Raw genomic sequence first — 22069 nt, 5'->3', positions numbered from 1 at the left:
CATGCTCTCTCGCCGCCCTGTGCAGCGGCCTCATTTATCCGCATGCAATCCAATGCAAATATAGTTACCAAATGTCAATGGAACGAGATTTCAATTGCATCTGAACACCAAAGTAGTAATGTGAACTCGTCACACGTTGTGGTCTCAGGCAAGAAAAATGTATTCCAAACTGTCACTGCCGAGCGCTCCCGCCCGTACCGCGATCCCTCGCGGTGCCTGACATGGTCCATGCACAGGATGCATCCCCATGCGAGTTCGCGGCTCCGCCCCCAGCATCGACGCCAGCCTGGCGGCGGATGCGCTCATGGTGGGACGCATGCGGCTCGTGCTGTCGATTTCGGCCCTGCTGGCGATCACGGTCGACGCCGCCGATAGCCGGCAGCAGGTCCCCGCAGCGGTCTGGCTGGCCTTCTTCGGTTACATCCTTCACAGCCTGCTGATCCACGTCTGCACGGCGATGGGGCGGCCCTACTTCCAGGGCCGAACCATCCACTGGTCCGACGTGCTGTGGTTCACGCTGATCATGGCGGTGACCGACGGCACCCACAGCCTGTTCTTCCTTTTCTACTTCTTCGCCATCCTCACATCGTCGTTCCGCTGGGGCTTCGAGGAAGGCGCCCGCGTGACGATCGCCTCGGTCGCCTCCTTCGCCGCCTGCGGACTGGCCACGGGCACGGACGACACGCCGCAGCTGCTGATGCGCACCGCCTTCCTCCTGGCGCTGGGGCACATGATCGTGTACTGGGGCGGCTCCAAGCTGGCGCTGCAACGACGCCTGGCGCTGCTGGGCGAGGTGAGCCAGCTGTCGAACCCGCGCTTCGGCGCCGGACGCACCATCGCCCGCACGATGGAGCGCACGCTGGCCTTCTTCCGGGCCAGCCACTGCATCCTGCTGACGCGCGACCGCGCCACCGGCACCTGGCTGTTGCGCACGCTGCGCGAGGACGACACCTGCGAGCAGGTGAGCATCGAGACCATCGGCCGCCTCGCGGAATCGCCGCTCATGGCCCTGGCGCCCGACAGCGTCGTGCTGAGCAACCGCCTGCCCTGGCCGCTGAACCACCTGCGCGCGCAGCACCGTGTCTTCGAAGCGGGCACTACCGCCTGGCGCAGCGCCGACGAAGCAGGCGCTGCGCACTGCACCACCATCGCCGCCCTGCTGGAGGCGCGGGCCTTCATCAGCGCGCCGCTGCCGATGCGCCTGGGCGAAGGCCGGGTGTTCATCTCGTCGCGCGACGGGCGGCTGGGCAAGTCCGACGCGCTGTTCCTCGCCCACCTCATGGAACAGATCTTCCCGGTCATCGAGACCATCGAGGTGCTCGATCGCATGGCCTCCGAAGCCGCGTCGACGGAGCGCCTGAAGATCGCGCTCGACCTGCACGACACCGCCATCCAGCCCTACATCGGCCTGCGCATGGGCCTGTGCGCGCTGCGCAAGCGGGCCGCCGCCGACAACCCGCTGCGCGAAGACCTGGACAAGCTCGCGGACGTGGCCGACGGCGTGATCGCCGACCTGCGCCGCTACGCCGGCGAAGTCAGGCACGGTGCGAACGACGACCCCGGCGGGCTGGTGCGGCCCCACCTGGAACGCCAGGCCGCGCGGATCAAGGGCCTGTACGGCATCGACATCGACATCGTGATGGCCGTCGACGGCCCGCTGCACCTGGACGACCGCGTGACCGCGGAGCTGCTGCAGATGGTGAGCGAAGGGCTGAACAACATCTGCAAGCACACCCATGCGCGCCACGGCAGCGTGCGCATCGACTGCAAGAACGGCCAGCTGGCGTTGTGCATCGAGAACGACCCCTGCCAGGAAAGCTTCACCGCCTTCCACCCCCGCTCCCTCACCGAGCGCGCCGCGGCCCTGGGTGGCCAGGCGCATGTCGACCGATGCGCGAATGGCGGCACGGCGGTGCGGATCGAAATCCCGATCTGACCGTACGCCGCAGACACAGGAAGGAGTCCGTCATGCAAACCCTCGACCATCCCGACCATCCCATTGCCGTGCTGCTCGTGGACGACCACAAGACCATGCTGTGGGGCCTGTCGAAGCTGATCGACGGCGAACAGCCGCGCATGAAGGTGGTCGGCACGGCCAGCTGTTGCGACGAAGCAGTGGCCACGGCGCAAAGCCTCGCACCCGATGTCATCGTGCTCGACCTCGACCTGGACGGCCACAGCGCGCTGGACATCCTGCCCCGGCTGCTGACCAACGAGGTGTCGCGCGTGATGGTGCTGACGGCCGAGAAAGAACAACGCACGCTCGACCTGGCCATACTGCGCGGCGCGCGCGGCGTGGTGGGCAAGGACGCGTCGGCGCAGCAGCTGCTCGACGCCATCGAGCGCGTTTTCCGTGGCGAACTGTGCGTCGACGCGCAGACCATGGGCCGCGTCTTCTCCGAACTCACGTCGGCCAGGAAGCCGCCGAAGGCCGACCCCGACACGGCGCGCCAGGCCACGCTGACGCACAAGGAGCGCGAGATCATCCGGATCGTCGCGACGGGCTGCGGCGCCTCCAACAAGGCGCTTGCCGAGCGCGCCTTCGTCACCGAGCACACGCTGCGCAATCACCTGTGCGCGATCTACCAGAAGCTGGGCGTCACGAACCGGCTCGAGCTGTACATCTACGCGATCAAGCACCAGCTCGACACGCTGGCGGCCTGATCCGCTGCAGCGGCGCACGCGGTGCGCCGCGTGCGCGCCCTCTCAAAGCTGCCCGCCGCTCAGCATCGGCCCGATCATCCGGACCACGCGGATCACCGCCGGCGTGAGGATCACGAGCGAGATGCACGGGAAGATGCACAGCACCAGCGGCAGCAGCATCTTGGTCGGCACCTTCGCCGCCAGCTCCTCGGCGCGCACCTGGCGCTTGTGGCGCAGGTCGTCCGAAAACACGCGCAGCGACTCTCCGATGCTGGTGCCGAAGCGGTCCGCCTGGGTCAGCATGGTGGCGAAGGTGCCTATTTCTTCCACGCCGGTGCGCAGCGCCAGGTTGCGCAACGACTTCTCGCGCGTGCCGCCGGCGCGCATTTCCAGGTTGGTCCAGTGCAGCTCCTGCGCGAGCGCCTGGCTCTTGATCTTGATTTCCTCGGTGACCTTGGCCAGCCCGGCGTCCAGCCCGAGCCCCGCCTCCACACACACCAGCATGAGGTCGGCGGCGTCGGGAAAGTTCTCGAAGATCTCGCGGCGCCGAGCGCGGATGCGCATGCGCAGCACCAGGTTGGGCAGGTAGCAGCCGGCCAGCGCGGCCAGCGCAAGCCACAGCAGCATCGTCATGCCGCCCTCCGACCCCGTCGCTTGCAACATGAGGAACGCGACGGCCGCAAAGCCCAGCGGCAGCAGCGTCTTCAGGCCGAAGTACATGAGGTACGCATCCGGATGGCGGATGCCGGCGTTCAGGAAGCGCACGCGCAGCGGCGACAGGTCGGCGTCGCCGGTCGGGGACGACAACTGCGCGAACGGGCCGACGAGCTTGACGGCCGTCTCGGTCCAGGCCGACTTGCCGGACGACGGCGCCACCGCCTGCAGCCGCTGCGCGGTGCGCGTCGGGGACAGCCACGCCGCCAGGCCGATGACCGCCAGCGACACGGACAGAAAAACCAGGATGGGAAACAGCATGGCCATGGCGCTTCTCCTTCAGACGTGGATCTTCACGATCTTGCGCAAGAGCACGATGCCCACCAGCATCAGCACCAGCATGTAACGCAGCACCGTCTGGCCGATCGGGTCGGTCCACAGCGGCGCCATGAATTCGGGATTGAAGATGTTCATGAGCCCCGCCAGGGCGAACGGCATGAGGCCCAGGATCCAGGCCGACAGCCGCCCTTCGGACGACAGCACCCGCACCCGCGCGAGCAGCTTGAAGCGCGCGCGGATGAGCCGGCTCAGGTTGCCCAGCACCTCCGTCAGGTTGCCGCCCGAATCGCGCTGGATCAGCACCGACACCACGAAGTAGCGCAGGTCGGTGAGCGGCACGCGCTCGCTGAGGTTGGTCAGCGCCTGCTGCAGCGAGACGCCGAAATTCACCTCGTCGGCCACCAGGCGGAACTCGCTGGCGATCGGCTCGGGCATTTCCTCGCCGATCATCTGCACGCCGCTGGCAAAGGAGTGGCCCGCGCGCAGCGCGCGCGTCACGAGATCCAGCGCGTCCGGCAGCTGCTTCTCGAGGCGCTCCAGCCGACGGCTGCGCTGATGCTGCAGGTACAGGACGGGAAGCACCGCCGCCACGGCCCCGGCCAGCAGCGCCAGCCACACGGGCTGGTGTGCGAGCCACACGGCGAAGAACGCGAACACGCCGAGCGCACCGCAGGCCAGCAAAAAGCTGGACACCGTCCAGTCCAGCCCTGCCTGCAGGATGAAGCGGTCCAGCCGGTGCGCCCGCGGCAGCGCCAGCAACTGGCGCTGCATCCAGGGCACGTCGCTGAGCATGCGTTCCTTGGCGAGATGGGCCTGCGGCGTGCGGTCGACCGCGGCGGACATCGCCTGCAGCCGCTTCTCGATCTTGCGCGCGTCGGGCCCCTTGTAGGACCGCCACAGCAGGTAGAGCCCCTCGATCATGAGCAGCGCGGTCACGAAGACCAGCACCGTGACCGTGATCAGCGTGTCACCACCCAGGTTGTCGAACATGGCGAGCTCCTATTCGTAGTGCTTTTCAGGATCGAAGATGCTGTCGGGCATCTCCACGCCGTACGCATGCAGCCGCTCCATGAACTTCGGCCGGACACCGGTCGCGTGGAAATGGCCGCGCACCTGGCCGTCGGGACCCATGCCCGTCTGGTGGAAGGTGAAGATCTCCTGCATGGTGACGATCTCGCCCTCCATGCCGGTGATCTCCTGGATGCTGGTGACCTTGCGCCGCCCGTCGACCAGCCGCAACACCTGGACCACCACCGTGATCGCCGAGGCGATCTGCTGGCGCACGGTGCGGTGCGGCAGGTTCAGGTTCGCCATGCCGATCATGTTTTCCAGCCGCGCCAGCGCATCGCGCGGCGAGTTGGCGTGGATGGTGGTCAGCGAGCCTTCGTGGCCCGTGTTCATGGCCTGCAGCATGTCGACCGCCTCGGCGCCGCGCACCTCGCCGATCACGATGCGGTCGGGCCGCATGCGCAGCGCATTGCGCACCAGCGCGCGCTGCGTGATCTCTCCCTTGCCTTCGATGTTCATCGGCCGCGTCTCCATGCGCGCGACGTGCGGCTGCTGCAGCTGGAGTTCGGCCGCATCCTCGATGGTGATGATGCGTTCGGTCTCCGGAATGAAGCCCGAGAGAATGTTCAGCAGCGTGGTCTTCCCTGCCCCGGTGCCGCCCGAGATCAGCATGTTGACCTTGGCCTGGGCCAGGCCCTCGAGCATCTGCGCCATCGGCGGCGTGAGCGACTTGAGATCGCCCACCAGGTTGGCCATGCGCAGCGGGATCTTTGCGAAGCGACGGATCGACATCATCGGCCCGTCGAGCGCTACCGGCGCGATGACGGCGTTGACCCGTGAACCGTCGGGAAGCCGCGCATCGACCATCGGGCTGGACTCGTCGATGCGACGCCCCACCAGCGAGACGATCTTGTCGATGATCCGCAGCAGGTGCTTCTCGTCGGTGAAGCTCACGTTGGTCAGCTCCAGCCGGCCGCGACGCTCCACGTAGATCTGGTCCGGCGAATTGACCAGGATGTCCGACACGGTCGGGTCGGCCATCAGCAGTTCGATCGGCCCGAAGCCCAGCATCTCGTGCTGGATGTCGCGGATCAGCGTGCGCCGCTCGATGTCGTTGAGCGCCTCGGGCTCTTCCTGCAGCAGCCGCCCGACCATGGTCGAGATTTCCTGCCGCAGGGCGTCGGGCTGGAGGGTTTCGAGCGCCGCCAGGTCGAAGCGGTCCAGCAGCTTCAGGTGCATGCGCTCCTTCAGCAGCTTGTAGGTGTCCGAGGCGAAAGGCGACGTGGTCAGCTCGAGGACCGGCCCCGCTGGCCCCGCCGGCCGCGCACCGGCATCGCTGTCGATCGCATTGAGTTGTTCCCTGAATGACATGTTGGCACCTCCGCCTGGGTATTGATGGGAATCCGCCCTGTCTCAGGCACGGCGGAACAGCCGCCCCATGAAGCCGGGCGTCGCCTCCGGCCGCGGGCTGAGCGTGTGGGCGATCTCGTCGAGGCGCTTGGCGAGTGCGCTGCCGCGCGACATCTCCGCCAGCGGCACACCGCGGTTGATGGAGGCGTCGACGTCCTTGCCGCCGTCCGGCACCGTCGTGAATGTCGCGCCGGGCAGCGACCGGCGCATGTCCGACAACCCGATCTCGCCGCCGCCGGTGCTGCGGTTCACCAGCAGCTCGACCTTGCCGGCGGCGTAGCCGAGCGACTTGAACACCTGCATCAGGCGCGTCACGTTGCGGATGTGCGGCAGGCTGGTCTGCATCACGGGAAAGATGCGCTCCGCGCGGTCGAGCACGCGCAGCGTGAGCGTGTCGATGCGCGTGCCGAGATCGAAGATCACGAAGTCGTACTGCGCGAGCGCCACCTGCAGGATCGCGTCGATGTGCTCGGCCTTGACGTCCATCGCGCGCGCCAGGTCTTCGGGCGCGGGCAGGATGCTGTAGCTGGGCGACACGCGCACCACGCTCGCCGCCAGCAGCGAGGCGTCGAGGCGCCCGATGTCGCGCGCCACGTCGGCCATCGTCGCTGTCGGGCGCAGGTCGCTCACATACGACAGCGCATCGCCGAACTGCAGGTTCAGGTCGATCAGCAGCACCGAGCGCTCGCGCGACAGCTGGTGCGCGACGTTGGTCGCGAGAAAGGTCGCCCCGCTGCCGCCCTTGCAGGGCATGAACGCCACCACCCGCCCGGGGCTGCGCGCCTGCGAGCCGGCCATCTTGAGCGCGATGCGATCGACGGCGGCCTCGAGCGCGGCGGTGTCGGCGGGCGACGGCAGCACCTCGCGCACGCCCGCGCGCATCGCGTGGATCAGGAACTCGGGCGTCTGCATCGCGCACAGCAGCACCACCGCCACCGTCGGATGCCTCAAGGTCAGGGCCTCCACCAGCGAGAGTTCCTGCGGGTCGCAGCACATGCCGTCGACCAGCAGCAGGTCGGGCGCGACCTTCTCGACGACCGCCTGCATCCGGCTCTTGCCGCCTTCGAAGAGCGACACGGCATGGCCGCGCGGCTCCAGCACCTTGCGCATGTCCTGCAGGTGGTTCGGATTGGGGGAAACGATGGCGATCTTCATGGTCGTGTCCGGTGTGCTGTTAGGAACAGATGGCCGCGCTGTTCGGATCCCTGCGCATGACCTCGCGCGGCAGATACGTGGAGAACCCAGGCATGGGGATCAGCGGCGCCGCGGCGCCCACGATGGGAGAAATCCACTGGTAGTTCAGGCCGGTGATGCCGACCGTGACACCCTGGCACGTGGCCGCCGTGCAGCCCGAAGGCTCCCACGTCACCGACACCGTGTTGATCTGTGGCAGCAGCGCCTGCATCCGAGCGAGCACCTGGGCCTGGTAGGCGGTGTCGTCGCACACCACCGCATACCGGGCTCCCGCGCGCGTTGCCTCCTGGGCCGCGCTCCACATGAACAGCATGCGCGAGAAGTCGACGATACCGAGCACGAGCATCAGGAAGATGAGCAGACCCAAGGCGAATTCGACGGTGGTCGCGCCCTTGACGTGGTGTCTCATGACGGAGCCCTCATGGTGGCGGTGATGTCGCTGAAGACGATGTTGCCGTTCGCTCCGGTGAGAACGACGCCCATCACCGAAGGGAACAGCGAATGAAAGGCGTAGCTGCTGACGCGCACCGTGACCGTGGTGATGATCGGGTTGGCTCCTGCTGCCTGCCAGGTGCAGCAGCTTCCGGCGGGCACGTTCGAAAGGCTCAGCCCGCGTGCCAGCGGTGTTCCGGTGCCGGCGATGTTGCCGTACACGATCAGGTTGCGCGCCTCGGCGATGTGCGTGCCGGGCGTCTGCACCGACAGGTAGCGCACCGCATCGCGGGTCGACTTGACGACCGTGTTGTACTCGTACACCGCACGGCCGAACTCTGTGGTGATGAAGGTCAGCAGCAGCAGCAGCGGCGTGATGAGCGCCAGCTCGATCAGCGCGGCGCCATGCTGGGTGCGATGGGAATTTTTCATGATGGTCACCTCACCAGGACCGGAACCAGCGGGCCTGCCGATCCACCGGCCAGCCCGCTGGTGGTGCAGGGGCTTGCGGCGGCTCCCGCGTTGCCGAGGAATTCCAGTTGCGTGTCGGTCATCGGAATGCTCAGCGGCTGCAACATCAGCATGCAGAGGTAGTCGATCACGTGGTTGCCGCCGTCGATGACCGGCACCGTGACGAAGCGGCGGTCCATGCCGTACTGCATGTGGCCTCCGGCCACGTTGCCGGGCGTGGCCAGCTTCTGGAAGCTGTTGAGCGACAACCCGGTGATCGACTCGCAGCTGTTCGCACCCTTCACCTTGGTGCCGGTGTCCGCGCAGGACGCGAAAGCGGCTCGCTTGGTCACAAAGTTCTGGGCGGTCGGGTCTGCGCCACCGCCTGGCGCGCCGGTGTAGGCATTGAACTGCGCGGGCCAGTTGAGCGAGGTGTAGGCATAGCCGGTGTAGTCGGGCCGATCCACGCTCGGATCGCCGCTGTTCTTGTAGATGCCGAAGCGGTAGTTCCAGGTGTCGGCCACCGAGGTCTGCACACCGGGGGTGCCGATCGTGTCGCCCACCCTGGCGCCGCAGCGACCGTTGAGTTCGGCTTCGGTTTCCGAGGCGCTGTTGCTGCCGTCGAGGTTGGCCCAGCCGATCTGGCCGCCCACGGCAGCGTTCTGCGCCATGATGAGCGTCACCCATTCGCCGACGACAAAGCCGTAGTTCGGCGCCGTGCCGCCCGGCTTCGGCTTCGCCGCGACCGGAATGGGGCATGCGGTCTGTGCGCTCGCCCGGGTGGCGACGGCGCTCGCCGCCACGCTGCGTGTCGCGGGGTTGCCGGCGGTGTCGCCCGAGAAGGCGCCGATGGCCTGCATCAGCCACATTCTGATGTTGGGCTGGCTGTGCGCGCACTGTGCGTAGACGGCCGCGGTGGGAACGCTCGTGGGCGCATAGGAAGCGTCGCGGAACGTGACTTCAGCGGCTGTGATCTGGCCCTGCCCGCCCCAGGTGGCCGACTGCATGTTCACCCCGTTCGCGTTGCCGGCCGTCTGGCCGGCGCTCTTGCCCCGCGTGATCGCCGAGCTCGTCTTGTCGAGCTCGCGCGCCGCGGCCAGCGCGCAACTGTCCACAGCTGTCTGCAGCTCGGTCCTGACGACGAACAAATGGCCGAAATCGAGCGCAATGCCCATGAAGCCGAGCAGGAACAACAGGAACAGCGCGGCCGTGACGATCATCGCGCCGCGCTGGCGGCGAGGGGTGCGGCGGGCTTTCATGATCGGACCTCTTGTTGGACGATGGAGAAGACGTTTCTGCCCTACACGCAGCCGGAGCCGCTCAGGCAGACGACGATCCGGGCGACGAGGGTTCCCAAATCCGCTGCGGTCACCAACGGCTGCAGCGCGAGCACCAATGCAATAGAGACGATGGCGATGATCAGCGCGTACTCCACGACATGGGCACCGCTTTCGTCCTTCAGGAATTTCTTGAACATGGTGATGACCTCGGCTCTTGTGAAGAAACAGTCGCGTGGAAACGGGTGAGAAGGTGGAGCGAAACGAGCCGGAGGGGCCCTCCCCGCTCCCCTCCCCGAACGCCACTTAGACGCAGGGGCCCGGCCCGTTCAGACACGTGTTGACGCGACCGATGAAGTTCGTGAAGGGCGCCCCGCTGGCAAGCAACTGCAGCGCAACAACCAGCGCAATGGAAACGACGGCGATGATCAGCGCGTACTCCACGACCTGAGCACCGCTTTCGTCTTTCAGAAATCTTTTGAACATGGTGATGACCTCGATTTGTGGTGAAAAAAGAGTCAGGTGGAAGCGCATGAACGGATGGAATGAAGCAGGCCGGAGGACCGGCCCCGCTCCCTCCCTGAACGCCATTTAGACGCAGGGGCCCGGCCCGTTCAGGCACGTGTTGACGCGACCGATGAAGTTCGTGAAGGTGGCCCCTGTGGTGAGCAACCTCAACGCGATGACCAGCGCGATCGAGACGACCGCGATGATCAGCGCGTACTCGACGACCTGTGCGCCTTCTTCCTCGAGCATGAAGCCGCGTGTCGATTGGCCGATGGCCTTAAGAAAGTTTTTCATGGTTCTTTCCTTTCAAGGTTTGAACAGTTGGAAATCGGGTTTGAAAAAGAGTGGTGGTGGAAAAATGTCATTGCAATTCGTCGCGTTCTCCTTTCCATGTGAAGACTCGAGTGGAATGAACCCGCCTCACGCGGCCTGTCACTTTCCCGAGCCGCCGCTCTGGCTGCCGATGCCGCCGCCGATGTTGATGACGTTGGTCACCGGCGGTGGCGTCTTGTAGGACTCCTGGTACTGCACCATCGCCTCGCGCGACGCACGGCCGTCCATGCCCGTGACCGGGTCGCCGTTCTTGCCGGCGTTCGGGTTCAGCGTCATCTTCTTTCTGGCATCGCGCACGGCTTCGCCGAAGCGCGCGTCGTAGTGGGGCGTGACGCTCGAGCAGCCTGCTGCCAGGAGGCATGCGAGCACGAGGGGGGTCGATCGGATGAACATGGCGGGGCTCCTCACGGGGTTTCGCTGGCCGGGGCGGCCGGGGCCGGGGTGCTGCTTTCGAGGGCGCCGTTGAGGTAGATCTCGGCGCGGCTGGGAAGCACGTGGTTATCGGTCGGCACACGCGGCGACTCGGCCAGCGGGCGCACCAGGCGCGGCGTGATGACGAACATCAGCTCGGTCTGCTCGTTCTGGAACTCGGTGCTGCGGAACAGCGCGCCCATCACCGGCACTTCGCCCAGGCCCGGATAGCGCTTGATCGCCTCCGTCGCGTTGCTCTTGATGAGCCCGGCAATGACGAAGCTCTGTCCGTCGTTGAGCTGCACCGTGGTGTCGGCGCGCCGCACCGTGAGCGAAGGCACGACGGACGTCACGCCCCCGACCGTGGTGAAGGGCGAGCCGGTCTGCGACAGGTCCGACACCTCGGACACCATCTTGAGATTGATGCGGTCGCCGTTGAGCACCGTCGGCATGAACTTCACGCCGATGCCGAACTCTTTTTCTTCCAGCGTGATGGTGCTCCCGATGCCGCTGCCACCGCTTTGCGCCACCGGGATGAAGATCTTTCCGCCCGACAGGAAGCTGGCCTGCTGGCCGCTGATGGCCATGATGTTGGGCTCGGCCAGGATGCGCACCAGGCCGTCGTCCTTCTGGCCGTCGATGGTCACCACGCCGCGGCCGATGCGCAGCGCCTCGACCAGGCCGCCGCCCGTGCTCAGGAAATTGGAGATCAGCGAGTAGTTGTGCAGGCCGCCGCCGCTCGTGCGCGAGTAGCCCACGCGCGAACCCAGCCGGTCGAGCAGCGTCTTGCTCACCTCGGCGATCTTCACCTCGAGCATCACCTGCTGGGGCGTCCCCACGCGCAGCAGGTTCACCACCTTCTTGCCGTCGGCGCCGTAGGCCGCGGCCAGGGCCATCACGTCGTCCAGCTTCAGCGCGTCGCTGATCTCGCCGGTGAGCACGATGGAGCGCTCGGCGCTGCGCACGCGGATGCGGCGCTCTTCGGGCATCAGCTCGGCCAGCTTGGCCTGCAGCGCCCCGGGATCGATGGTGACGATCACGTCCTTGATGTAGCAGGTGCCGTCGGCGCTTTGCAGCACGACGTTCATCGAGCCGGCCTGGCGGCCGCGGAAGAACAGGTCGGTCGGGCTCAGCAGCGTGACCTCGATGTCACCGACGCCATCGCTGCGGGGCTGGGGGGGCGCCGCCATGGCTGCCGCACCCTGCGCCGGCGCCACCGGCGCGGCCGCCTGGTTCTGGGGCTGGCCGCTGACCACGATGCGCACCACGCGCGCCTTCAACGGAATGACCACCGACTTGCCGAGCACGGCATAGGTCGGGTCGGAGTCCGGAATGATGGCGGTGCAGCGCCGGCTGGCCGGGGCCGCGGGTGCTGCCGCAACCGTTGCAGCTGCCGCAGCAGGCGCAGGCATGGCGGCGGCCGTGGTGGGGGCGGCTGCCACGACCTCCGCGGCCATGGCGGGGGTCGCCACTGTCGCGAGGGTCGCCAGCAGACGGGCGATGGTTGTTGTAAGTGGGCGCACTTGGTGTTCCTCCTGATGGACGATCAGAAACAGGTGAGCGAGCGGCCTGTGTGCTGGATCACTTCCACGCACTCGGAGGCTCGCGGCGTGGCGGGACCTGCCAGCCGCACCCGCGGGCGGGCCGGAGCCGCCGCGGTGGAGACCGGCACGATGTCCTTCTTCTCGCCGAACAGCTGCCCCTTGGTGATGCCCAGGGTGGCGACCGTGGTCTTGTCCATCTGGTTGCGCAGCACGAGCGACAGGGTGCCCACGCTGCGTGCCAGGTCGAGCTTCTCGGAGTCTTCGAGCGAAAGCTCGAGCGTCACCGCGCTCACGACCTTCGGCTTGGTGTCGTCGCGGTTGGCCTCCTGGGCCACCGCCAGCACCAGCACCTTCTCGAGCACGGTCTTGCTGATCTGCAGCGCGTCTTCGCCGCGCCCTTTGTCCTGCTGGGCGTTGACCATCACGTCGACGTAGTTGCCCGGCAGCGCGAAGCCCGCCACGCCGACCACGTCGTTGACGCGCACCGTCATGGCCCGCTTGCCGCTGGCGATCACTGCCGACAGCCCGCCCTGCGTGCCCACCGGCGCCAGCTTGCCCTCGATGAGCGCTTCGCCGCGCAGCACGCCGACCTTCACCACGCGGTCGTTCAGCGCCTTGATGTCGCTGAAGGAGCCGTTGGGCACCGAGCCGCTGGGCCAGTCGACCGTGGACAGCATCTGCGCGTTGACGCGGCTGCCCAGGTCGATGTCGACGGCGGCCACCACGACCTTGTTGGACGCGATGCCGCCTTGTCGCGAGATCCAGCCGGTCGCGTAGACCGCGGCCGCCAGCCCGAACAGCAGGGCCAGAAAGATCAGCCCGATCGCCTTGATGTTCTTCATACGAACCTCCGCCAGGGGTGAAACATGTAGGAGCTAGACAAAGCCCAGCTGGTGCGCCAGCACTTGGACCACCGTGCCCGCCGCAATGCAGACGCCGTAGGGCAACTTGCCCACAGACTGGCCCGCCTGCAGGCGCCCGTCGGGCCGCATGCCCGCGATGCTGGAAATGACCATGCCCTGCGCCGTGGCCTTGACGTTGCCAAGCATGTGGACCAGGCGGCGGCGATGGATCGCGAAGGCCAGCGCCGCGACGCCGCCCGCGATGAAAGTGAAGAGCAAGGCCATCAGCGTCTGCTGGGGCCCCAGGAAGGCCCCGGTCATCGCCATCAGCTTGACGTCGCCGGCGCCCATGATCCCGAGCGCATAGAACGGCAGCATCGCGGCGAAGCCCACGGCCAGGCCACCGAATGCACTCGCCGCGCCCGACGCCGGCGTGCGTGCCGCCATCGTTCCGTAGATGAGGGCGAAGCACGCGCCGCCGAAGGTCAGCCAGTTGGGAATGCGATAAGAGCGCCAGTCGCTGACAGCCGCCACGCCGAGCAGCGCGAAGAGCGCCAGCATGCGGATGTCGGTGGCCAGCATCGCGAGCAGTTCGAGAACAGCGTTGAATTCCTGCATGGCGGGCTCCCCGTGTTCAGGCACTGCGCCGCAGGGCGAGCACCAGCAAAATGGCCACGACCATCACCAGCGCACCGATCAGCGCAACCTCCATGAACGACATGCCGGCGTCTTCGCGCAGCAGGCTCAGGGCGGTTCTCGGCAGAACTTCGAGCGGTTCCATGCGGTGTCCCCGGTGATCGTGGCCGGCCGAAGCCGCTGGCCTTCCCGGCGTGGGAAGAAGCGTTCGGCATGGGGATGACTGTAGGAATCGCACCGCTTTCGCACATGAGCGGAGCGCCCTTTTCTGGGGGAGTCAGGTGTCCCGCGACGGCACGGGGACAGGCATGACAAAACGCCTACCCCGCAGGACAGGCGAAAGCGCGGGCGCGCTTCAGATCACCTGCGCGTCGCGCAGCGCCGCGAGCTGTGCCTCGCCCAGGCCCAGCCCGCCATACACCTCGGCGTTGTGCTGCCCCGTGCGCGGCCCCGTGGCGGCTGGCCGTACGCCTTCGCGCCCCACGAAGCGCGGCACCGCCGCCGGTGCCGGCACGGTGCCGAACTGTTCGTCGGGCACGTCGATGAAGGCGCCGCGTGCCTGCATGTGCGGGTCGGCCCGCAGGTCGGCGATCGAATACACCTTGCTGTAGGGCACGTCTTCGCGGTCCAGCCGCGCGGCCAGTTCCGCGAACGGCAGGCTGGCGCACCAGTCGGCAATGATGCGGTCCAGCGCCTCGAGGTGACGGATGCGCGCGGCGTTGTCGGCAAAACGCACGTCGGTGAGCAGGTCTTCTCGGTCGATCGCGCGGCAGATGCGCGCGAAGATCGGCCCGCCCGTGCCCACCAGCGTGAACCACACGCCGTCGGCCGCGCGGAACACGTTGGACGGCGCGGTGTAGGTGGCGCGCGAACCGGTTCGTTCGCGCACCACGCCTCCGATGCGATGCTCGGCCGCCAGCGGATCGAGCAGGCGCGACATCGCCTCCGTGGCCGACAGGTCGATCTCGGCGCCCCGTTGCTGCGCGAGCGGCAGCGCATTGCGCTCGGCCAGCGCGGTGCTGATAGCGAACGCACCAAAGAGGCCCGCCACCACGTCGCCCAGCGGATAGTTCATGTGCTGCGGCGGACCGCCGGGCTCGCCGGTCAGGTGCGTGAAGCCGCTCATCGCTTCGAAGATGCGCGCAAAGCCCGGCCGGCGCGCATACGGGCCGGTCTGGCCGAAGCCCGTGAGGCGCAGCACGATGAGGCGCGGGTTGGCCGCGTGCAGCGTGGCGATGTCCAGGCCCCACGCATCCAGCGTGCCGGTTCGGAAGTTTTCCACCAGCACGTCGAAGCCGGCGATGAGCCGCAGGAACAGCACGCGGCCCTCGGGCTTGCGCACGTCCAGCGAGATGCCCTTCTTGCCGCGGTTCGCGGTCTTCCAGAACAGCGGATGGCCCTCGTGCACCGGCGTGAGCCCGCGCAGCGGATCGCCGCCGCCCGGCAGTTCGAGCTTGACGACGTCGGCGCCCATGTCGCCGCACAGCGTGGCCGAGAACGGCGCCGCGAGCACGGTCGCCATGTCGAGAATGCGCACCCCGTGCAGGGGCGCGTGGTCGGCAGGCTGGCCCATCAGTTGCCCTTCAGGTCGACGCGCTTGAGCACCGGGTCCCACAGCTTGCGGTCGGCGGCGATGCGCTGGCCGTAGGCGGGCAGCGACGGATCGAGCGCGGCCGCGCCCAGCTTGGCCAGCTTGTCCTTCACCGCGGGCAAGGCCTTGGCCAGCGCTGCTCGCAGCGGACGCATGACAGCATCGGGCGTGCCCTTGGGCGCGACGATGCCCACCCACAGGCCGCTGTCGAAGCCCTGCAGGCCCAGCTCGGCGAAGGTGGGTACGTCGGGCGCCGAGGGCGAGCGCGTGCGGCCGGTCTGCGCCAGGATGCGGATCTGCCCGCTGCTCATGTAGGGCAGCGTGCCGCCGAGGTTGTTGCACATCACCGGGATGTGGCCCGCGATCAGGTCGTTCACCGCCGGCGCGTTCCCCTTGTAGGGCACGTGCTGCATCTTGATGCCCGCCTGGTGGTTGATCATTTCGCACACCAGGTGCGACGGCGTGCTCGGGCCTGCGGAGCCGAAGGCGAGCTGGCCCGGCTTGGCCTTGTCGGCGGCGATGAGCTCGGGCAGCTTCTGGTACGGCGTCTTCGCGTTGACCGCGATCACGTTGGGCAAGTCGGCCACCAGGCCCACGGGCACGAAGTCGTCCACCGGGTTCCAGGTGAGGCCCTTGTGCACGTAGGGCAGGAAGATGTTGGTCAGGCCCGCCATGAGCAGCGTGTAGCCGTCGGGCGCCGACTTGACCACGAGCTCCGAGCCGATGAGGCTGCCGGCGCCGGGCTTGTTCTCCACGATGACCGGCTGGCCCAGCGCGTGGCCCAGTTCCAGCGCCACCTCGCGCGCCACCAGGTCGGTGCTGCCGCCGGCGGGGAAAGGCACGACCAGCTTCACGGGGCGATCGGGGAAGGCAGCCATCGCCAGCGATCCGGCCAGGCCGAATGCAAGGCCGGCAGCCAGGTGTGAAATTTTCTTGATCAAGGACGTCATCGTCAGTCTCCAGTTTCTCTGTGTGTTCAGCGTGTCAGTGCGTGAGGAAGCGGCGCCCGAGCGTGGCGCGGTGCAGCTCGGAGGCGCCGTCGTAGATGCGAAACGGCCGCAGCTCGCGCACGATGAGGGCAATGGGCGCGTCTTCCGACATGCCCAGCGCACCGCACATCTGCGCCGCGCGGTCGGCCACGCGGTTCAGGGCTTCGGACACGAAGACCTTCGTCATCGCCGACTCGGTCTTCACCGACAGGCCCTCGTCCATGCGGCGCGCGCAGTCCAGGCTCATGAGCCGGCTGGCATGCAGGTCGATGTGGCAGTCGGCCACCATCGCCTGGACCTGCTGCAGGTCGGCCAACCGCTCGCCGAACGACGTGCGCTCGCACACGTAGGCCTGCGCGATCTCGAGCGCGCGCCGCGCGCGGCCCATGAGCCGCAGGCAGTGTGACAACCGCGCGGGCTCCAGCCGCTGCTGCGCCGCCACGAAGCCCGAGCCCACCTCGCCCAGCACCGCGTCGGCGCCCACGCGGCAGGCCGTGAAGCGCAGCTCGCCATGGCCGCCCACGGCGAAGGGGTCGATGGCGCGGATGGCACGCACCAGCGAAAGGCCCGGGTGGTCCATGCTCACGATGAACTGCGTGGGCCCCTCTTCCGTCTGCCCCAGCACGATGCAGAAGGCCGCGCCCACCGCACCGGTGATGAACCACTTGTGGCCGTCGATGACCCAGCCGTCCCCCTCGCGCCGCGCGGTGGTGCGCAGCATCGACGGGTCGGAGCCCGCGCCGGGCGCCGGCTCGGTCATCGCGAAGCACGAGCGGATGCGGCCCTCGGCCAAGGGCCTCAGGTAGCGCTGCTTCTGTGCGGGCGTGCCCTGGCGCAGCAGGCTGATCATGTTGGGCTGGTCGGGCGCCGCGCAGTTGAGCGCGGCCGGGCCCAGGTAGCTGCGACCGGCCTCCTCGAACACCGCCGCGCGCTCGACCCACGACAGGCCCAGCCCGCCCTCCTCCACCGGCATCTGCGGCAGGTACAGGCCCCGCTCGCGCGCAACCGGGCGCAGCTGCGACAGCGCCGCGTCCATCGCCCGCGGGTCGTGCACGTGGACCGTCGATTCGAGCGGGATGCAATGCCGCTCGACGAAGTCGCGCACCCGTGCCACAAGGTCCGTGCGCACGTTCATCGCGCGCCCGCCTCGCGCAGCGCCAGCTTGGCGATGTTGAGCTGGTGGATCTGGCTCGTGCCCTCGTACAGGCGGAACAGGCGCACGTCGCGGTAGTAGCGCTCGATGGGGCTGAAGTCGGCCACGTAGCCCGAGCCGCCGAACATCTGCACCGCGCGGTCGGCCACGCGGCCGCACATCTCCGATGCGAAGTACTTGCACATCGAAGCCGACATCGCCACGTCTTCGCCGCGATCGCGTGCACGCGCCGCCTCGAGGATCATCGAACGCGCCGCGTAGATCTCGGTGCGGCTGTCGGCGATCATGGCCTGCACCAGCTGGAAGTCGGCCACCGCCTGGCCGAACTGATGGCGGCTGCTGGTGTGCGCCATGGCCAGGTCCAGCATGCGGATCGCCGGGCCCGTGCACAGCGCCGCCAGGTGCAGGCGCTGCTTGTTGAGCACCTTCATCACCGTCTGGAAGCCCATGCCCTCGCGCCCGCCGATGAGCTGGTCGGCGTGCACGCGGCATTCGTCGAAATGCACGTCCGACACGAAGGAGCCGGCCTGGCCCATCATTCGGTAGGGCGCGCCTGTGGTCAGTCCCGGCCCGCGCTCGACCAGGAACGCCGACACGCCCTTGCTGCCCTTCGAGCCGTCTTCGGTGCGGGCGATGACGGTGAACACATCGGCCACCGGCGCGTTGGTGATGAAGCGCTTGCTGCCGTTGAGCACGTAGTGCTCGCCCTCGCGGCGCGCGGTGGTCTGCACGTTGCTCGCCTCCGAGCCCGCCTCGAGCTCCGTCAGCGCCAGGCAGCCGGTGAGCTCGCCCGTCGCCATGCGCGGCAGCCAGCGCTGCTTCTGCGCCTCGGTGCCGTCGGCCACCAGCGCTTCGGAGCCGATGCCCGTGTTGGTGCCCACACGGGCGCGCAGCGCCACCGACGACTGCGACAGCTCCATCGCGCACAGCACCAGCTCTTCGGTCGTGAGGCCCTGGCCGCCGTAGGCCTCGGGAATGCTCCAGCCGAAGTAGCCCTTGCGCCGCAGCTCGTCGACCACGTCGGGCGGGATGTCGTTGTCGCGGCTGACCTGGTCTTCCAGCGGATGCCAGCGTTCGCGAACGAAGGCGCGGATGTCGGCCCGCAGGGCCTCGAAGTGGGGGGTGTCTCGGATCATGGTGGCCGCGACTGTAGGAAGCAGGTCCACAATTGCCGGCACTGAATTTCAATTATTGAAACTGCGATTCACATCCATGCCCCGCCCTGTCCAGAATCGCCGCCAGCCCATGAAGCATTCCGACGACCTGCGCCGGGTGCGGGACGAAGACCCGTACATCGCCGGCACCCTGGCCAAGGGCCTGCTCATCCTGCAGACCTTTGTCGGCGACCCGCGCGCGCACGCCAACAGCGAGTTCGCGGCCAAGCTCGGCCTGTCGCGCCCCACCGTCTCGCGCCTGTGCCGCACCCTGCTCACCATGGGTTTCCTGGACCACGACGAACGCCTGGACCGCTACTTCATCGGCCCCGCCGCCGTGGCGCTGTGCTACCCCTACGTCATCAACACGCCGATGCTGGCCCTGCTGCGCCCGGCCATGCAGCAGCTGGCCGACCGCGTCGAGGGCGCGGTGTCGGTCGGCGTGACCAGCGACCTCGACGTGGTCTACCTGGAAACCTGCGCCCACGAGGGCGGCACCCTCAAGCGCCCCGGCGTGGGCGCCGTGCGCGGCATCGTCGAGACCGCCATGGGCCGCGCGTGGCTCGCGCAGCTGCCCGCGGGCGAACGCCAGGAGTTCCTTGCGCATGTGAAGCGCGAGCGGCCCGACGAGCACGCGCGTTGCCTCGAAGGCGTGCGCGAGAGCGTGGCGCACTACGGCAAGCGCGGCTTCGCCATCAACCTGGGCGATTCAGGCTTCGGCGTGCTCGCCGCGGGCGCCGCCGCACGCATCCGCTACGGGCCGCGCCGGTTGCTGTTCAACTGCGCGGTGCCAGGGTTTCGCTGGAAGAAGGCGCAGCTGCTGGACACGATCGGGCCGGGGTTGATGCAGCTGGTGGAGGCGGCGGATCGGCAGTCGGGGTTGCGGTGAGGGAGGCAGATTGCGGATCTCGGGATCGTGCGAGGGGGTTAATGTTCGGGGTTGACGGGGCGAGCCTGTAACGCTCTTCGTGTCGGAAAGGCATTGACGACCACCGCCTAGCAAGAGAACCTCCCCTTGTCACGCGCCGAGTTGCGCCTTAGGTCAGCTCAGCGGCGGACACTCGCATCTACGGCAGAACCGCACCGTGGCTCGACTAACCACACACGCCTCACCTGCTTGCCGTCTTTGCTTTCGTCAAGCACAGCCACCATATCAGCACCGCATCCAAGCATTCGCCGGACAACGCACACCCCTCGACGGAGTTACTCTGATTGAGGAACGGATGAATTGGCTGGACGCCTACCTCGAGGCGTTCCTACACCAGTGCTGTTTTGGCTCTACGGCGACGTGTGAGAACGGCTGCTACTGCTCTTGCTATATCTCGAGCGCGATGCTGATTGACCTCGGAAAGCACGGCCACCAGCGTCGATAACCGACCGCCACGCATTTCGAGCCTCTCGACAAGAGCACGCCTTTCGATGTCGGCCAGTTCGTTTAGGCGAAGGCCACGAACGGTTCGACGACCTTGCAGAGTACGGCCAGCAAATACCCAACCGCGCGCCAGTTCAATGTGGGTAGAGTAACCGTGAACGTACGGATTGACCCATCTAAAGTCGGCAGGAGAAGTAGGAAATGGAGCTCCCGCGTTCAACTGAAAATTCAGCGTCGGGGTCTGCGTAGTCGCAGGGTCCTTTGTCAACTTCTTGTAGCGCGTAGTCCAAGTGGAAAAATAGCCATTCTTTCTTATATTGCAGGTGCCACACGATAGCGCCAAGTTTCGGATTTCGAACCTGTGGTCCGCATGGGAAGCTTGGTCAACGAAATGCTCGAGATGCACTGCATAGTCGTCAAAAAGGAGACGCCGGCAGAAGCAGCAACGCCCCATCTGGCACGTGCGGAGCGCAATTTTGAGTTCGCTCTTGAAGGTCGTGACGACTTTCTTTCCAGAGTTCCAAGGCAATCCACGCAGTAAGACTGCCGTAGTGCCCGCTGGATATCCAGGGACTGGGTAAATGCGCTCAAACCCTACGTTCATCGAACCAACTCCTCCCCGAGTAGTGCGTCGATAACATCTATCAATGGATCGGTATCTGTGAGCGCATCTCGGATACTTCGAAGTTCTGGGATGAGCGCCTCGAAATCAGCGCTTTCGAAGTCGCCACGTTCGACAAGCGACACAGCATGCTGCACCGTGTCGACAACGACCTTGTTTCGACTAGAGCCGACTCCAAATTGATTTAACAAAAGTTCGTCAGAAGATGCTCCGTACGAAACGACACTGAGTTGTGGTACCTCACTGGTCATATCTACGACCGTGCTGCCCTGAAGGGCAGAGCCGACGATTAGCGGAGAGTGCGTGGAGATGATGACATGGCCTTCATTCATTACTTGTGAACACGCATCAAACACTGACCCCATTAGGTCTCGCTGCCATTGTGGATGTAGGCTGTTCTCAGGCTCATCCATGAGAAGGACTGAATCGTCATCTACCCCGAATCCAATCGCCAGAATGGTCGAGAACATATGGTATTCGCCGGAACTCAACTCAAGAGCCGAGAAATCCACGGCATATCGAACTGAGCGAACCTGAACTTCTTGTAACCGCAGAATACCCAGAAGCAGGCCGAGCCTAAGAACATTGGGCGCCGCATCCTTGCTGGTTGCACCGCTGTCTGAGAGAACAACGTCCATTCGACGGGTTCTCATAAGGAGATTTTGGAAGGCCTGAAAATCTTCAACAGAAAACTCTTTCAACAGCCACTGAGCCATCGCAAACGAGACATAAGGGAACTGTCTCTTGTTGTTGCGCACAGTGTCGGACTCGGGAGTAACGCGATTGAGCTGCATCCGCAAGTCTTGAAGCATAACCAGAGATTCGTTGCGCACCTCTCGGTAGATAAGTGTGTATCTTGACGAAGGAAAAACGCCCGCGTAGGCGTGAGCATCGGCGAAGAATCGCCACCGACAACGCTCAGCAGCTCTTGGCATCAAAGCGAACTCGAGCATCGTCTCAAGCGGCGCTTTACGGCTTAAAAGGTTGTTTGCCACCCGCTGACCGACATAGGTGTAGTGCGGCACATCGAATGGGCTGTGGCTTCCACCCGGAAGCTTCTTTTGCGGAAATCGGTCAGCAGCAGAACCTGAAAGACAAAAAACTTGATGGTGGAGCTGGTGGTTCCGCCCCACGCTGTCCTCAGACATATCTTTGAATAAATCCGGCGCCGGCGGCGAGACCAGAGTAGCGACAAGTTGCTTGAGGAGAGAACTCTTGTGTGAGCCATTTTGACCAGTAATTAGAGTAGTCTCATAGCGATCCATTGGGGGTCTATCCGGATGAAGCAACTCGACTCTTCCAAAACGGCGGTACGGGTCCTCAAAGTTCACCGCTTCAACTACTGCCATGCCATCCCTCCTCCAACGATCATGAATCGCTCTGCATTTTTTCAGAGGCTCACTGACGTGAGTCAGACCGACGTGGCCTGCTGCTCAAGAACGAGATAGTAGTTGGCCTTTAGTTCGGCCGAAAGATCTCGGTGACAGCAGCCGCTTGTTGTTCAGGGC

General features: G+C 66.2%; 23 protein-coding genes. 3 read left to right on the top strand and 20 right to left on the bottom strand.

Annotated elements, in window-relative coordinates; translation table 11 throughout:
* Positions 1-247 precede the first annotated feature (247 nt).
* Both AC1RGU_RS15405 and AC1RGU_RS15400 read left to right on the top strand, forming a co-directional pair.
* The gene (locus AC1RGU_RS15405; protein ID WP_492696773.1) at positions 248-1936 is read left to right on the top strand and encodes a sensor histidine kinase; all 1689 of its coding nucleotides are present in this window, start codon (positions 248-250) and stop codon (positions 1934-1936) included.
* A 32-nt stretch (positions 1937-1968) separates the two neighbouring features.
* On the top strand, positions 1969-2664 hold the full coding sequence (locus AC1RGU_RS15400; RefSeq protein ID WP_095745836.1) for a response regulator: 696 nt from the start codon (positions 1969-1971) through the stop codon (positions 2662-2664).
* A 42-nt stretch (positions 2665-2706) separates the two neighbouring features.
* On the opposite strand, the gene AC1RGU_RS15395 is transcribed toward AC1RGU_RS15400, so the two are convergent.
* The 19 genes from AC1RGU_RS15395 to AC1RGU_RS15305 all read right to left on the bottom strand — a co-directional run bounded on the left by AC1RGU_RS15395 (position 2707) and on the right by AC1RGU_RS15305 (position 18549).
* Positions 2707-3624 (bottom strand): type II secretion system F family protein, encoded by a 918-nt coding sequence (locus AC1RGU_RS15395; protein ID WP_095947068.1) that lies wholly within the window; start codon positions 3622-3624, stop codon positions 2707-2709.
* A 12-nt stretch (positions 3625-3636) separates the two neighbouring features.
* Positions 3637-4626, bottom strand: a complete 990-nt coding sequence (locus tag AC1RGU_RS15390) for a type II secretion system F family protein (protein WP_095947067.1) — start codon at positions 4624-4626, stop codon at positions 3637-3639.
* Between the two features lie 9 nt (positions 4627-4635).
* Complete coding sequence (locus AC1RGU_RS15385) at positions 4636-6015, bottom strand: TadA family conjugal transfer-associated ATPase (protein ID WP_492696772.1); 1380 nt, start codon at positions 6013-6015, stop codon at positions 4636-4638.
* 42 nt (positions 6016-6057) lie between these two features.
* On the bottom strand, positions 6058-7209 hold the full coding sequence (locus tag AC1RGU_RS15380) for a CpaE/TadZ family protein (protein ID WP_492696771.1): 1152 nt from the start codon (positions 7207-7209) through the stop codon (positions 6058-6060).
* A gap of 19 nt (positions 7210-7228) precedes the next feature.
* The gene (locus tag AC1RGU_RS15375) at positions 7229-7657 is read right to left on the bottom strand and encodes a TadE/TadG family type IV pilus assembly protein (protein ID WP_095947064.1); all 429 of its coding nucleotides are present in this window, start codon (positions 7655-7657) and stop codon (positions 7229-7231) included.
* Positions 7654-8112, bottom strand: coding sequence for a TadE/TadG family type IV pilus assembly protein (locus tag AC1RGU_RS15370; protein ID WP_492696770.1), 459 nt, complete (start codon positions 8110-8112; stop codon positions 7654-7656). The genes AC1RGU_RS15375 and AC1RGU_RS15370 overlap by 4 nt, the downstream gene beginning before the upstream one ends.
* A gap of 5 nt (positions 8113-8117) precedes the next feature.
* Positions 8118-9389 carry a pilus assembly protein TadG-related protein gene (locus AC1RGU_RS15365; protein ID WP_492696769.1) on the bottom strand — a complete coding sequence of 424 codons (1272 nt, stop codon included), beginning with the start codon at positions 9387-9389 and terminating at the stop codon, positions 8118-8120.
* 41 nt (positions 9390-9430) lie between these two features.
* Positions 9431-9607, bottom strand: a complete 177-nt coding sequence (locus AC1RGU_RS15360) for a Flp family type IVb pilin (RefSeq protein ID WP_095947062.1) — start codon at positions 9605-9607, stop codon at positions 9431-9433.
* A gap of 106 nt (positions 9608-9713) precedes the next feature.
* Positions 9714-9893 (bottom strand): Flp family type IVb pilin, encoded by a 180-nt coding sequence (locus tag AC1RGU_RS15355; RefSeq protein ID WP_095947267.1) that lies wholly within the window; start codon positions 9891-9893, stop codon positions 9714-9716.
* Positions 9894-9998: 105 nt separating this feature from the next.
* Positions 9999-10208, bottom strand: a complete 210-nt coding sequence (locus AC1RGU_RS15350) for a Flp family type IVb pilin (protein ID WP_095947061.1) — start codon at positions 10206-10208, stop codon at positions 9999-10001.
* A 138-nt stretch (positions 10209-10346) separates the two neighbouring features.
* Positions 10347-10640 carry a hypothetical protein gene (locus tag AC1RGU_RS15345; protein ID WP_095947060.1) on the bottom strand — a complete coding sequence of 98 codons (294 nt, stop codon included), beginning with the start codon at positions 10638-10640 and terminating at the stop codon, positions 10347-10349.
* Between the two features lie 11 nt (positions 10641-10651).
* Positions 10652-12115, bottom strand: coding sequence for a type II and III secretion system protein family protein (locus AC1RGU_RS15340; RefSeq protein ID WP_492697095.1), 1464 nt, complete (start codon positions 12113-12115; stop codon positions 10652-10654).
* An 89-nt stretch (positions 12116-12204) separates the two neighbouring features.
* Positions 12205-13044, bottom strand: a complete 840-nt coding sequence (gene cpaB / locus AC1RGU_RS15335; protein WP_492696767.1) for a Flp pilus assembly protein CpaB — start codon at positions 13042-13044, stop codon at positions 12205-12207.
* Positions 13045-13077: 33 nt separating this feature from the next.
* Positions 13078-13662: an A24 family peptidase gene (locus tag AC1RGU_RS15330; protein WP_492696766.1), complete on the bottom strand. Its 585-nt coding sequence runs from the start codon at positions 13660-13662 to the stop codon at positions 13078-13080.
* 16 nt (positions 13663-13678) lie between these two features.
* Positions 13679-13825, bottom strand: coding sequence for a hypothetical protein (locus tag AC1RGU_RS15325; RefSeq protein WP_167395048.1), 147 nt, complete (start codon positions 13823-13825; stop codon positions 13679-13681).
* A 210-nt stretch (positions 13826-14035) separates the two neighbouring features.
* Positions 14036-15253: a CaiB/BaiF CoA transferase family protein gene (locus AC1RGU_RS15320; RefSeq protein ID WP_492696765.1), complete on the bottom strand. Its 1218-nt coding sequence runs from the start codon at positions 15251-15253 to the stop codon at positions 14036-14038.
* Positions 15253-16221, bottom strand: coding sequence for a Bug family tripartite tricarboxylate transporter substrate binding protein (locus AC1RGU_RS15315; RefSeq protein WP_492696764.1), 969 nt, complete (start codon positions 16219-16221; stop codon positions 15253-15255). The genes AC1RGU_RS15320 and AC1RGU_RS15315 overlap by 1 nt, the downstream gene beginning before the upstream one ends.
* A 34-nt stretch (positions 16222-16255) precedes the next feature.
* The gene (locus AC1RGU_RS15310) at positions 16256-17395 is read right to left on the bottom strand and encodes an acyl-CoA dehydrogenase family protein (protein WP_492696763.1); all 1140 of its coding nucleotides are present in this window, start codon (positions 17393-17395) and stop codon (positions 16256-16258) included.
* Complete coding sequence (locus AC1RGU_RS15305) at positions 17392-18549, bottom strand: acyl-CoA dehydrogenase family protein (RefSeq protein WP_492696762.1); 1158 nt, start codon at positions 18547-18549, stop codon at positions 17392-17394. The genes AC1RGU_RS15310 and AC1RGU_RS15305 overlap by 4 nt, the downstream gene beginning before the upstream one ends.
* Positions 18550-18658: 109 nt before the next feature.
* On the opposite strand from AC1RGU_RS15305, the gene AC1RGU_RS15300 reads away from it, so the two are divergent.
* Complete coding sequence (locus AC1RGU_RS15300) at positions 18659-19456, top strand: IclR family transcriptional regulator (protein ID WP_492696761.1); 798 nt, start codon at positions 18659-18661, stop codon at positions 19454-19456.
* Positions 19457-20539: 1083 nt separating this feature from the next.
* Here AC1RGU_RS15300 and AC1RGU_RS15295 read toward each other — a convergent pair.
* A complete protein-coding gene (locus tag AC1RGU_RS15295; protein ID WP_492696760.1) occupies positions 20540-21826 on the bottom strand; it encodes an AAA family ATPase in 1287 nt (428 codons plus the stop codon).
* Between the last annotated feature and the right edge of the window lie 243 nt (positions 21827-22069).

It is taken from the genome of Variovorax sp. GW823-FHT02B07, assembly GCF_058797695.1.
This window is presented reverse-complemented; position numbering and strand designations above follow the sequence as displayed.

Bases quoted from the DNA above. Each gene is read 5' to 3' on its own strand.
- AC1RGU_RS15405 (WP_492696773.1), top strand. From the start codon at position 248: ATGCGAGTTCGCGGCTCCGCCCCCAGCATCGACGCCAGCCTGGCGGCG.
- AC1RGU_RS15400 (WP_095745836.1), top strand. From the start codon at position 1,969: ATGCAAACCCTCGACCATCCCGACCATCCCATTGCCGTGCTGCTCGTG.
- AC1RGU_RS15395 (WP_095947068.1), bottom strand. From the start codon at position 3,624: ATGGCCATGCTGTTTCCCATCCTGGTTTTTCTGTCCGTGTCGCTGGCG.
- AC1RGU_RS15390 (WP_095947067.1), bottom strand. From the start codon at position 4,626: ATGTTCGACAACCTGGGTGGTGACACGCTGATCACGGTCACGGTGCTG.
- AC1RGU_RS15385 (WP_492696772.1), bottom strand. From the start codon at position 6,015: ATGTCATTCAGGGAACAACTCAATGCGATCGACAGCGATGCCGGTGCG.
- AC1RGU_RS15380 (WP_492696771.1), bottom strand. From the start codon at position 7,209: ATGAAGATCGCCATCGTTTCCCCCAATCCGAACCACCTGCAGGACATG.
- AC1RGU_RS15375 (WP_095947064.1), bottom strand. From the start codon at position 7,657: ATGAGACACCACGTCAAGGGCGCGACCACCGTCGAATTCGCCTTGGGT.
- AC1RGU_RS15370 (WP_492696770.1), bottom strand. From the start codon at position 8,112: ATGAAAAATTCCCATCGCACCCAGCATGGCGCCGCGCTGATCGAGCTG.
- AC1RGU_RS15365 (WP_492696769.1), bottom strand. From the start codon at position 9,389: ATGAAAGCCCGCCGCACCCCTCGCCGCCAGCGCGGCGCGATGATCGTC.
- AC1RGU_RS15360 (WP_095947062.1), bottom strand. From the start codon at position 9,607: ATGTTCAAGAAATTCCTGAAGGACGAAAGCGGTGCCCATGTCGTGGAG.
- AC1RGU_RS15355 (WP_095947267.1), bottom strand. From the start codon at position 9,893: ATGTTCAAAAGATTTCTGAAAGACGAAAGCGGTGCTCAGGTCGTGGAG.
- AC1RGU_RS15350 (WP_095947061.1), bottom strand. From the start codon at position 10,208: ATGAAAAACTTTCTTAAGGCCATCGGCCAATCGACACGCGGCTTCATG.
- AC1RGU_RS15345 (WP_095947060.1), bottom strand. From the start codon at position 10,640: ATGTTCATCCGATCGACCCCCCTCGTGCTCGCATGCCTCCTGGCAGCA.
- AC1RGU_RS15340 (WP_492697095.1), bottom strand. From the start codon at position 12,115: ATGGCCGCGGAGGTCGTGGCAGCCGCCCCCACCACGGCCGCCGCCATG.
- cpaB (WP_492696767.1), bottom strand. From the start codon at position 13,044: ATGAAGAACATCAAGGCGATCGGGCTGATCTTTCTGGCCCTGCTGTTC.
- AC1RGU_RS15330 (WP_492696766.1), bottom strand. From the start codon at position 13,662: ATGCAGGAATTCAACGCTGTTCTCGAACTGCTCGCGATGCTGGCCACC.
- AC1RGU_RS15325 (WP_167395048.1), bottom strand. From the start codon at position 13,825: ATGGAACCGCTCGAAGTTCTGCCGAGAACCGCCCTGAGCCTGCTGCGC.
- AC1RGU_RS15320 (WP_492696765.1), bottom strand. From the start codon at position 15,253: ATGGGCCAGCCTGCCGACCACGCGCCCCTGCACGGGGTGCGCATTCTC.
- AC1RGU_RS15315 (WP_492696764.1), bottom strand. From the start codon at position 16,221: ATGACGTCCTTGATCAAGAAAATTTCACACCTGGCTGCCGGCCTTGCA.
- AC1RGU_RS15310 (WP_492696763.1), bottom strand. From the start codon at position 17,395: ATGAACGTGCGCACGGACCTTGTGGCACGGGTGCGCGACTTCGTCGAG.
- AC1RGU_RS15305 (WP_492696762.1), bottom strand. From the start codon at position 18,549: ATGATCCGAGACACCCCCCACTTCGAGGCCCTGCGGGCCGACATCCGC.
- AC1RGU_RS15300 (WP_492696761.1), top strand. From the start codon at position 18,659: ATGAAGCATTCCGACGACCTGCGCCGGGTGCGGGACGAAGACCCGTAC.
- AC1RGU_RS15295 (WP_492696760.1), bottom strand. From the start codon at position 21,826: ATGGATCGCTATGAGACTACTCTAATTACTGGTCAAAATGGCTCACAC.